This is a genomic window from Parvibaculum sp. (genome assembly GCF_049651025.1).
GTDB lineage: Bacteria > Pseudomonadota > Alphaproteobacteria > Parvibaculales > Parvibaculaceae > Parvibaculum.
The window spans coordinates 1-10,832 of record NZ_JBASBH010000076.1; the positions used below are offsets into that span (position 1 = coordinate 1).

At 62.0% G+C, this 10,832-nt stretch carries 10 protein-coding genes, 1 pseudogene and 1 riboswitch; of the genes and pseudogenes, 4 read left to right on the top strand and 7 right to left on the bottom strand.

From position 1 onward, the window contains the following. Window positions 1–423, top strand: a pseudogene (locus tag WA943_RS10355) (ATP phosphoribosyltransferase); the annotation flags it as partial. A gap of 55 nt (window positions 424–478) precedes the next feature. Here WA943_RS10355 and WA943_RS10360 read toward each other — a convergent pair. Continuing rightward, window positions 479–1,405, bottom strand: coding sequence for a LysR substrate-binding domain-containing protein (locus WA943_RS10360; RefSeq protein ID WP_424469798.1), 927 nt, complete (start codon window positions 1,403–1,405; stop codon window positions 479–481). A gap of 102 nt (window positions 1,406–1,507) precedes the next feature. Between WA943_RS10360 and WA943_RS10365 the strand changes: the two genes are divergently transcribed. Beyond that, window positions 1,508–2,266 carry a TSUP family transporter gene (locus WA943_RS10365; protein WP_424469799.1) on the top strand — a complete coding sequence of 253 codons (759 nt, stop codon included), beginning with the start codon at window positions 1,508–1,510 and terminating at the stop codon, window positions 2,264–2,266. A 13-nt stretch (window positions 2,267–2,279) separates the two neighbouring features. Here WA943_RS10365 and WA943_RS10370 read toward each other — a convergent pair whose 3' ends face one another. Both WA943_RS10370 and WA943_RS10375 read right to left on the bottom strand, forming a co-directional pair. Continuing rightward, window positions 2,280–3,086: an SDR family NAD(P)-dependent oxidoreductase gene (locus WA943_RS10370; protein WP_424469800.1), complete on the bottom strand. Its 807-nt coding sequence runs from the start codon at window positions 3,084–3,086 to the stop codon at window positions 2,280–2,282. Then, window positions 3,083–4,438 carry a flavin-containing monooxygenase gene (locus WA943_RS10375; RefSeq protein ID WP_424469801.1) on the bottom strand — a complete coding sequence of 452 codons (1,356 nt, stop codon included), beginning with the start codon at window positions 4,436–4,438 and terminating at the stop codon, window positions 3,083–3,085. The genes WA943_RS10370 and WA943_RS10375 overlap by 4 nt, the downstream gene beginning before the upstream one ends. Before the next feature lie 94 nt (window positions 4,439–4,532). Between WA943_RS10375 and WA943_RS10380 the strand changes: the two genes are divergently transcribed. Next, window positions 4,533–5,162, top strand: a complete 630-nt coding sequence (locus WA943_RS10380) for a TetR family transcriptional regulator (RefSeq protein ID WP_424469802.1) — start codon at window positions 4,533–4,535, stop codon at window positions 5,160–5,162. Here WA943_RS10380 and glyA read toward each other — a convergent pair. From glyA to WA943_RS10400, 4 genes are all read right to left on the bottom strand, one after another. Continuing rightward, entirely contained in the window at window positions 5,159–6,421 is a 1,263-nt protein-coding gene (gene glyA, locus WA943_RS10385) for a serine hydroxymethyltransferase (protein WP_424469803.1), read from the bottom strand. The genes WA943_RS10380 and glyA overlap by 4 nt on opposite strands. A gap of 47 nt (window positions 6,422–6,468) precedes the next feature. After that, a riboswitch (ZMP/ZTP riboswitch) is annotated at window positions 6,469–6,555 on the bottom strand. A gap of 233 nt (window positions 6,556–6,788) precedes the next feature. Next, window positions 6,789–8,450 (bottom strand): chaperonin GroEL, encoded by a 1,662-nt coding sequence (gene groL / locus WA943_RS10390; RefSeq protein WP_424469804.1) that lies wholly within the window; start codon window positions 8,448–8,450, stop codon window positions 6,789–6,791. A gap of 90 nt (window positions 8,451–8,540) precedes the next feature. Next, window positions 8,541–8,855, bottom strand: a complete 315-nt coding sequence (locus WA943_RS10395; protein WP_424469805.1) for a co-chaperone GroES — start codon at window positions 8,853–8,855, stop codon at window positions 8,541–8,543. Between the two features lie 199 nt (window positions 8,856–9,054). Beyond that, complete coding sequence (locus WA943_RS10400) at window positions 9,055–9,720, bottom strand: TetR/AcrR family transcriptional regulator (protein WP_424469806.1); 666 nt, start codon at window positions 9,718–9,720, stop codon at window positions 9,055–9,057. Window positions 9,721–9,903: 183 nt separating this feature from the next. Here WA943_RS10400 and WA943_RS10405 point away from each other — a divergent pair. Continuing rightward, on the top strand, window positions 9,904–10,832 hold a 929-nt coding region (locus WA943_RS10405), incomplete at its 3' end, for a DSD1 family PLP-dependent enzyme (protein ID WP_424469807.1).

A 10,832-nucleotide genomic window follows, 5' to 3' on the forward strand; every position in this document is an offset into this window, starting at 1 on the left:
ACGACAGGTTCGACGCTCGTCGCCAATAATCTGAAGATCCTCGATGACGGCGTCATGCTGAAAAGCCAGGCTAACCTCGCCGCAAGCCTGCGCGCCGACTGGAACGCCGCCGCGATCAAGGCCGCCAGCGTCATGCTCGACCGTATCGATGCGAAACTTGCCGCCGAAGCGCAGGTCGTCATTGCCGCGCGCGGCAAGCTCAACCGCGCAAAGCTCGTCAAGGAACTCGGTGCTGAATTTTCCTGCACCGCCGAACCCGGCGAAGGCGCGCTCTCGCTCCTTTGCCCGCGCGAGCACCTGCAATCCGTTGCCACTCGCCTCCGCGAAGGCGGTGCCGATGCCGTAACGGTGAGCGCCGCAGAATATATTTTCCGCTCACGGAATGAGCTGGTCGAGCGCTTGAAGAAGCGTTTGAAGAAGTAAGGGGTTCCTGCCTATTCGATTTCGTCATGGCCCGGCTTGACCGGGCCATGACGGATTATAAAGGTTTGGAATCGCCTCCCCCTTCTTCCTCAAGCCATGCGCAAAACGCCACCACGGCGGGATCGCCTGCGATCGCCTCCGGTACAACCCAGCAATAGCCTCGCGACGCGAGTTCCGGCCCCTTGAGCGGCGCAACGAGACGTCCCGTCGCCAGATCATCTGCAATGATCGGCAATGGCCCGAGCGCGACGCCAAGCCCGTCGCTTGCCGCCTGCAATGCCAGATAGAAATGATCGAAGCGTTGCCGCCCTGCATGTTGCTCGACGCCCGCAGCGCCTGCCGCCTCGAGCCAGCGCGTCCATGCGCCGGGCCGCGTATCGGCATGCAGCAGCGTCGCCCGGGCAAGGTCGACGGCGGACTTGATCTTCAGCGCCTTGGCGAGCTTCGGCGCGCAAACCGGAATTTCGCGCTCGACCAGAAACGGTGCGGCCCCAAAACCTTTCGGCCAGGGCGCCATCTCGCGGCGGATCGCGACGTGAAACGATCCCTGCGGCAGCCGCGCAACCGTCTCGTCCGACGTCACCAGCCGCAACTCGACATCGCCGACGCGATTCTGAAACGAGGCGAGCCTCGGCAGCAGCCAGCGCATGGCAAGCGTCGGCAGCGCATTGATGGTGAGCAACGTGGTCTTGCGCGCCGTCTCCTTCAGCCGCGTCGATGCCGCCGCAATGCCGTCGAAGGCGACCGACAGCGCATCGCGATAGGCGCGCCCCGCCTCCGTCAGCTTCAACCGTTTGCCGATGCGATCGAAAAGCGCGACGCCCGCCCAATCCTCAATCGCCCTGATATGACGGCTAACCGCGCCATGTGTGACGCAAAGCTCGTCGGCGGCTGCCGTCACGCTGCCAAGCCGCGCGGCGGCTTCGAAGGCGCGCAGGCCGCCCAGCGGCGGCAAGACATGGCGTGGTTTCTGCTCGCTCATGTATGTGATCATAGATCACAAGGACTTTGAGGAAAACTGCCTTGTTTGTGTGCAAGGGAAGGGCGATGTTGTGAAAAATACAGGTAAGTAAAAGACAAGATCATGAGCCTCTTTCTCGCCGCCTCCATCGCCGCCGTTGCCTTCATCACCTCCGCCATTTCTGGCGTTTTCGGCATGTCGGGCGGCATGATCCTGATGGGTTATCTCGCTTTTGTGCTGCCGGTCAGCGCGGCGATGATCATGCATGGCGCGACGCAAGCGACGGCCAACGGCTATCGCGCCATTCTCAACCGCCGCGACATCGACTGGAAAATCTTCGGGCGCTATCTCATCGGCGCGCTGCTCGGCCTGGCGCTTCTCTCCGCCATCGCTTACGTGCCCAATAAAGTGACCATGTATCTGTTGCTCGGCGTCGTGCCCTTCATCGCCGCCGCCTTGCCGCAGCGCTGGGCGCTCGACATCTCGAAAAAAGGTGCGGCGGAAATCTGCGGCTTCTTCGTCACGCTCCTCAATCTGACGGCAGGTGTCGCGGGCGCGCTGCTCGACGTGTTCTTCGTACGCACGACTTTGACGCGCCATCAGGTCGTCGCGACAAAAGCCGTGACGCAAACCTTCAGCCATATTCAGAAACTCGTCTATTTCGGCATCATCATCCGCGCTGTTTCGGAAGACGCGCCGGACGTGAATTTGCCCTGGTGGATTTTCGTCGCCGTCATTCCGCTATCCATGCTCGGCACGACGGCGGGAAAGCGCGTCCTCGACGGCATGACCGACACGAATTTCCGTCTCTGGAGCCAGCGCATCACGCTCGCCATCGGCACGGTGCTGCTGGGGCAGGGCGTGGTGCTGATGGTGCACTGACACCGGAAGCCCCCTAAATCCCTCGCTCCGCCCGAAACTTCGCGCGGCCCTTTTCCCCCGCCTTCTCGAACCGCGGCAGAACCTTCTCGATCAGCCAGGGAAACGCGCCGATGATCCGCGAAGTGATGCTGTCGCCATAAGGGATGTAAGTCTCAAGCCGCCCGCTATCGAGCGCATTCATGCAGGCATCCGCCACTTCCGCCGCCGTCAAAACCTTGCCGACGAAATTCAGCGCCGAGCCGCTGCTATGCACCGCCTCATAACGCAGCATCGGCGTATCGACGCCGCTTGGAAAAACTCCCATGACGCGAACGCCATCGCCCGCAAGCTCCGAGCGGATCGACGTCAGAAATCCGCGCAGCCCGAATTTCGATGCGGCATAGGATGCGCTGCCTTTCAGCGCGACAATGCCGCCCATCGAAACGATGGAAAGAATATCGCCGCTCTTGCGCGCACGCATGAGGCGCGCCGCAATACGCGCAAGCTGCATGGGCGCAATCAGATTGATCGCAATGTGCCGGTCGATCACATCGGCGGTGAGATCGGCAATGTCGCCCGGCTCCACATAGCCCGCATTGTTGACGAGCAGCGCAAGGTCGCCATGTTCCGTTTCGATGAGACGGGAGAGCGTCGCGACCCCATCCGCCGTCGAAAGATCGGCACACACCAGCACCGGCTCATGCGACAGGCGCTTTGCCACCTCGCCCATGCGCGCTTCGTTTATATCGGCAAGAATGAGCCGATAGCCGCGCCGGTCGAGCCGCGTCGCGATTTCAGCCGCGATGGCGCCGCCGCCGCCCGTGATGAGTGCCTTCTTCATTCCGCCGCCGCCTTCCGCGCACCCACGCGCAGATGTTCGAATGTGCCGTCCTTCAGTTCCGGCCAGTTGAAGCGCTTGCGCAGCCGCGCCATCTGCCTTCGATAGGCGTCGATCTCGACATAGGTGGCATGGCGATCCGAACCGACGAATTTGATGCCGCCCGAAAGGTCCGGCCTGTCGCTGGCGATCATCGCATCGACATTGCGCGCCGCCTCGCCGCCATTGGCGCGTGCAATAATCGTCCGCGCGATGAGGTCCGCCATTTCATCGAAGAGCTTGTAAGCGCCGCCATTCGTTTCCATGTAGCCCAGCGCGTAAAGCCCCGGCGTCTCGCGGCTGAAAAGGTTCATATAGAGATCTGGCTTGCCGCCCTTCCAGTGAAAGAGCGCCGGATCGACGTAGGGAATTTTCCATTTATAGCCCGTGGCGCAAAGCACCAGATCGATCTCTTCCGATGTGCCGTCGACGAAATGCACGACCTTGCCCTCAAAGCGCGCCACATCGCGCTTGGCCTTGATGTCGCCATGGCTGAGGAAATGCAGGAGTTGCGTATTGAGGATCGGATGGCTTTCAAAAATCCGGTGATCGGGCTTCTGCAAACCAAGCCGCGTCAGATCGCCATTGAGAAGCCGCAGCATGACGCCGAAAATGCGCTGCGTCGCCCACATCGGCAATTGCGGCCCGTTATGCGCGAACACATCGGCGGGCAATCCGAAGATGTGTTTGGGAATGAAATGATAACCGCGCCGCAGACTGATGAATGCTTTGTCCGCAGACTGCGCCGCATCGCAGGCAATATCGCAGCCCGAATTTCCCGCACCGATGATGAGCACGCGCTTGCCGCGAAACTCATCCATCGAGCGATAGGTGCTGGCATGCCGCATCTCGCCGGTGAAAGTGCCGGGATATGTCGGCATGGCTGGATGCCAGTTGGTGCCCGTCGCGCAGACAAGCGCCGCATAGCGCTTCGTCTCGCCGTTCGAAAGCGTCACCTGCCAGCCATCGCCCTCGCGCGCAGCTTCGGTGACGCCGGTGTTGAAACGAATATGATCGCGCAATCCATAGGTGTCGGCAAAGCCGCGCATATAGGCATGGATCTGCCGGTTCGAGGGATAGTCCGGATAATCCTCCGGCATGTCGTAGTCGATGTAATGCGATTGCGTTTTCGACGAGATGAAATGCGCCGAGTTGTAAACGGGTGAGCCGGGATTCGTCTGGTCCCAAAGCCCCCCGACATCGGAATGGCGCTCGTAAATGTCGAAAGGAATGTTCAGCGCCTTGAAGCTGCGCGCCAGCGCAAGCCCCGCAGGCCCGCCTCCGACAACGCAAACCGGACCGACATTTGCCGCCATGATCCTCTCCGCAAATAAGTGAATGTTCCTCACATTTGTGATATGTGATAAACCTGTCCCGATCCCCCGGCAAGAAGATTTTCGGAAAACCCCCATGAGTGCCGCCCCCACAGCCCGCCGCCAGCCGACGCAGGAGCGCGCAAAAGCCCGTGTCGAGCGCATCCTCGCCGCCGCTTCGGAGCTGATTGCCGAAACGGGCAGCGACACGGTGCGCATGACCGAGGTGGCCGCGCGGGCGGGCATACCCATCGGCTCGCTCTACCAATATTTTCCGGACAAGGCGGCGATCTTGCGCCTGCTCGCCATGCGCTTCATGGAGCGCGTGCGCGAGGGGCTGCATGTCGGTCTGCAAGGCATAGACAGCGGCGATGAAGCGCTCGCCCGCATAGACAGCATTCTCGAAAACTACTACGCGACCTTCCTCAACGAGCCCGTGGTGCGCGATGTCTGGTCGGGCACGCAATCGGACAAGGCGCTGCAGGCGCTCGACATTGAAGACAGCCGCGAGAACGGGCAGCTCGTCTTCAATGCTTTGAAGCCGCTCGTCAGGAAGCGCGATCACGCGCGCTTTGAAGCGGCGTGCTTCCTTCTGATGCAGCTATCGGGCGCAGCGGTGCGCCTTGCCATTGCGGTTGAGCGCAAGGAAGGCGACCGGCTGATCGCGGAATATCGCCGAATGATGCGGAGCGAACTCCGCACCTTTCTCGGCGGCGACGGCGCCTAGAGCCCCGGCACGGGAAACCGCGCCGTCAGCGCCCGTGTGCGTGCTGCCAGCAAAGCCTCGGCCTCTGCATCGCCTCCCGCGCGCAGCGTCTCGGCAATGATCGCTGCAATCTCCTCCATCTCCGCCGCGCCCATGCCCCGCGCGGTGGCCGCTGGCGTGCCGAGGCGAATGCCGGAAGGGCGCATCGGCGGCAGCGGATCGTCGGGGATCACCTGCTTGTTGGTGGTGAGGTCAACGCGGTCGAGCGCGGCTTGCGCCTTCGCGCCATCAAGCCCGAAGCTCTGCACCACATCGAGCACCATGAGGTGATTATCCGTGCCGCCGGTGACGAGCTTCACCTGTCGGCGCGTCAGCGCAGCGGCGAGCGCCCTGGCATTGGCGAGAACCGCCGTGCCATATGCGCGAAACGCGGGCGTCGCGGCGAGACGGAACGTCGTTGCGGCCGCCGCCACCTGGTTCATATGCGGCCCGCCTTGCAGGCCGGGAAAAACCGACGCGTCGATCTTCTTTGCAAACTCCGCCTTGCAGAGAATAAGGCCGCCGCGTGGACCGCGCAGCGACTTGTGCGTCGTCGTCGTCATCACGTCGAACCCGGCATCCAGCGGATTGCGCATGACATTGGCGGCGATCAGCCCGCCAATATGGCTGACATCCGCCATGGTCAGCGCGCCAACCTCATCGGCCACCCGTTTGAAATCGGCATAGTCATAGTCGCGCGGATAGGAGGAGTAGCCGCAGACAACCATCTTCGGCTTTGCCTCCCGCGCCACCTTGCGCAGCGCTTCAAAATCAATCGCGCCGTCGCGTGGATCCGTCTTGTAACGGACGAAATTGAAGATGCGCCCCATATGGCTGACGGGCGCGCCATGCGTCAGATGCCCGCCATGCGAGAGGTCCATGGCAAGGATCGTATCGCCCGGCTCAAGCAGGCCAAGATAAACGGCCTGGTTCATCGGCGAGCCGGAAAGCGGTTGCACGTTTGCGTGGTCGGCGCGAAACAGCGCGCAGGCCCGCTCGCGCGCGAGGCTTTCAATGCGGTCGGTATATTCCTGCCCGCCGTAATAGCGCCGCCCCGGATAGCCTTCCGAATATTTATTGGTGAAGGCCGAGCCGAGCAGCGTCAGCACTTCGGGGAAGGCATAGTTTTCAGACGGGATGAGTTCCAGCCCCGCGCGTTGCCGCGCTTCCTCGCCTTCCAGCGCGGCGAGAATCTCGGGGTCGGACGCAGCAAGCTCTGCGCGTTCGGCGGATTGAGGCATGAGATCGATCTCCTGAAAGCCAAAAATGACAACGCCCGGCCAGCTATGAATGCTGCCCAGGCGATCGGCTTTCAGATCAGTCTCCACGCTCCCCGATGGTTGCCCATCTCAAATCGCCAGTCGCGCGGAGGATATGTAACGACCGGTAGTGGGAGGAAAATAGATCGCCATATGTTTCCGGTCAAATCAAAGTCTGGGGCCCCGCCAAAAACTGAGCGTCGTCCCGGGCCTTGTTCCCGGGACCCATCTTGCTTCACTCACCGCCGGTCCGCTATGGAACCCGGGAACGAGCCCCGGAGTGACGGAAAACAAAAAGGGCCGGTGTTTCCACCGGCCCTTCTGTATTCGGAGCGTTTGAGAGCGGGACTTAGAAGTCCATGCCGCCCAGTCCGCCCATTCCGCCCATGCCGCCCATGCCGCCGGGCATGCCGCCGGCGCCGCCTGCGTCCTTCTTCGGAGCTTCGGCGATCATGGCTTCCGTCGTGATCAGAAGGCCAGCGATCGAGGCTGCGTTCTGAAGCGCGGTGCGGACAACCTTGGTCGGGTCGATGATGCCGGACGCGACGAGGTCGACATATTCTTCGTTCTGCGCGTCGAAGCCGAAGTTCGCGACCTTCGATTCCAGAACCTTCTGGACGACGATCGAACCTTCGATACCGGCGTTCTCGACGACCTGACGGATCGGGGCTTCGAGAGCCTTGCGGATAATGTTGATACCCGCCTGGATGTCGGTGTTGTCGTTCGTGAGCTTCGCAACAGCCTTCGTGGCCATCAGAAGCGCCGTGCCGCCGCCGGGGACGATGCCCTCTTCGACTGCCGCGCGGGTTGCATTGAGCGCGTCGTCGACGCGGTCCTTGCGTTCCTTCACTTCAACTTCCGTCACGCCGCCGACTTTGATGACCGCAACGCCGCCCGCGAGCTTCGCGAGACGTTCCTGCAGCTTCTCCTTGTCGTAATCCGACGTCGTGTCTTCGATCTGACGCTTGATCTGGCTGACGCGGCCTTCGATGTCTTTCTTCTTGCCGGCGCCGTCGATGATCGTCGTGTCGTCCTTCGTGATGTTGACGCGCTTGGCCTTGCCGAGCATGTCAGGCGTCACGTTTTCAAGCTTGATGCCCAGTTCTTCCGAGATCACCTGGCCGCCCGTGAGGATCGCAATGTCCTCGAGCATGGCCTTGCGGCGATCGCCGAAGCCCGGCGCCTTCACGGCGGCAACCTTCAGGCCGCCACGCAGCTTGTTGACGACGAGGGTCGCGAGAGCCTCGCCTTCGATGTCTTCCGCGATGATGAGGAGCGGACGCGACGACTGCACGACAGCTTCCAGGATCGGGAGCAGCGGCTGAAGGTTCGTCAGCTTCTTCTCATGGAGAAGGATGAAGGGCTCGTCGAGTTCCGTCACCATCTTGTCGGCGTTGGTGATGAAATAGGGCGAGAGATAGCCGCGGTCGAACTGCATGCCTTCGACGACTTCGAGTTCGCTGTCGAGCGACTTGGCTTCTTCAACCGTGATGACGCCTTCGTTGCCGACTTTGGCCATCGCTTCGGCAATCATCTTGCCGATTTCGTGTTCGCCGTTCGCCGAGATCGTGCCGACCTGGGCGATCTCTTCGTTCGACTTCACCTTCTTGGAGCGCTTCGTGAGGTCTTCGATGGCGACCTTGACGGCCAGATCGATGCCGCGCTTCAGGTCCATCGGGTTCAGACCGGCGGCAACCGCCTTCGCGCCTTCGCGAACGATCGCCTGGGTCAGAACCGTCGCCGTCGTGGTGCCGTCGCCCGCCGTGTCATTCGTCTTGGCGGCGACTTCCTTCACCATCTGGGCGCCCATGTTCTCGAACCGATCTTCCAGTTCGATTTCCTTGGCGACCGTCACGCCGTCCTTCGTGGTGCGCGGGGCACCGAAGGACTTTTCGATGACGACGTTACGGCCCTTCGGACCAAGCGTCACCTTTACCGCGTCGGCAAGAATGTCGACGCCGCGCACCATCCGCTCGCGCGCGTTGCGACCAAATTTGACTTCTTTAGCCATGAGTTCACTTCCTTATGAATTCGAATTGGGCTGTCGATAAAGCTGCGGGCAACAAAAAAGCCCGCGAAACCCTGTTCGGGTTTTCGAGCCTTATTCGGCGGCGGCCTTCTTCTTGACGCCTTCGACGACGCCCATGATGTCGGATTCTTTCATGATCAGCAGGTCCTGCCCGTCGATCTTGACTTCGCTGCCCGACCATTTGCCGAAAATCACGCGATCGCCGACCTTGACGTCGAGCGGCTGGATCTTGCCGTCGTCATTGCGAGCGCCGGGGCCGACGGCGAGGATCTCGCCCTGCGACGGCTTTTCCTGGGCGGTCTCGGGGATGATGATGCCACCAGCGGTCTTGGTCTCTTCCTCGAGGCGGCGCACGACGACGCGGTCATGCAGAGGACGGAATTTCATCTTGAGGTCTCCTGTTTCGGAACCGCGTTGATCCGCGGGAAACGTGTGGATTGAGAGCCTTGGCACTCACTCTAGGGGAGTGCTAACAGCTCCGCGCAGAAATAGGCTCCCACCCCCTCACTGTCAAGGTGGGCTCGGGGTAATCGGCTGGATAATCAAGGAAATGCGCCGTTTTTTTGGGGCGATGCCGCGCGCGGGCCTAGCTTTGCGGCCGCAGCCCGCGAAGGCTCAATCGGCCGATCCGGTTCAGGCGGTCGTGGAAATCCGCCTCGTCGCGGGCGTTTTTCTCGGCACCATGGGCGGCCGCGATCAGCGTATCGACCGCCGATTCGGGCGAGAGGCCCGCGCCTTTGAGGTCGATTTCGCCCGCCTTCGCGCTTTCCTTGAAGAGCCGCGTCAGGGCCGCGCGGAAGCTGCGGTCGAGCGGCCCGAAAACATCGGCGGGCAGACGGCTGGTCGGATCGGTGAGTTCCGCGGCATGCGGGCTCGACAGCACCCAGCGATAGACGAAGCCGAGCTTGGCATCGAGGAGCGCCATCACCTTGTCTTCAAAGCCGAGATCGCGGGCGACGACGGCCTTGGCGTCATCGTCGATCTGGGCGGCGATGCGCCGGGCCAGCGCTTCGAAAAGCTCGTCCTTGCTTTTGAAGTAGAGATAGAGCGTGCCCTTGGCGACGGCAGCCGCCTGCGCAATGTCCTCCATTGAGGTGCGGCGATAGCCGTATTGGCGGAAGAGAGCGAGGGCGGCTTCGAGGATGAGGCTGTGCTTGTCCGTGCCGACGGCCTTGGCAGGCGCAACTTGCGGGCCCGTGGCCTTGCCGCCCCGCGCCTTCACATTTGCCGCTGCATTCGGTCGTACTGCCATGCATTCGCCAGCGTGCCGGGTCTCGCCCCGTTTCGCTGGCCTTCCCTCAATGAAATTTCTCGACCTTCTTCGCATACACCAGACGCGGATCAATGTCATGGTTCGGCGTGACGCAGGTTCTGTTGCGGTTTTCCTTGCGCTGGATAGGATAACCGCTGTTTCACGCAGAATGAGGAATGCGACATGACCGGCCGTTTCGTGAACGAAGGGCTCATCGGAAAGCCGGGCTCGCGTGCAGAACTTGCGACACCTGCCCTCGTGCTCGATCTCGACGCCTTCGAGCGCAATGTGGCGCTGATGGCCGAGCATTGCCGCCGCAACGGCCTGTCGCTGCGCCCCCATGCAAAGACGCATAAATCCGTCACCATCGCCAGGGCGCAGATCGCGGCAGGCGCTATCGGCCAATGCTGCGCGAAGCTCGGCGAGGCCGAAGCGATGGGCGAGGGCGGCATTCAGAGCATCGTCGTCACCTCGCCGGTCGTCACGGCTCAAGGCATCGCACGCGCCATGGCGCTCAACGCGAAGATTTCAGACCTGATGCTGACCGTCGACAACCCGGCAAATGCGCAAGCGTTGGCGGATGCCGCACGCGCGGCGGGAAAGCCGCTGAAGGTGCTGGTCGATCTCGATCCCGGCCTCCATCGCACGGGCATCGCGCCGGGCGAGCCTGTGCTTGCGCTTGCCCGCCAGGTGCACGCCTCGGGATCGCTCACGCTTCGCGGCCTTCAATGCTATGCGGGCCATGTGATGCACATTGAGGACTTCGCCGAACGCCGCGAAAAGTCGCTTGCCGCAATGAAGCTGCTCGGCGAAACGCGCGACGCGCTGAAGGCGGCGGGCCTGCCTTGCGACATCGTCACGGGTGGCGGCACCGGCAGCTTCGACATCGACCCCGAAGCCCGCGTGCTCACCGAGCTGCAAGGCGGTTCTTATATTTTCATGGACAAGCAGTATAATGACGTTCACGGAGGAAATGGCGCGACCATGCCCTTCGAGACCTCGCTATTCGTGCAGATGAGCGTCGTGTCGAACAACACGCGCAACCTCGCCACCACCGATGCGGGCTTCAAGGCTTTCTCCACCGACGCCGCGCCGCCCGTGCTGCATTCCGG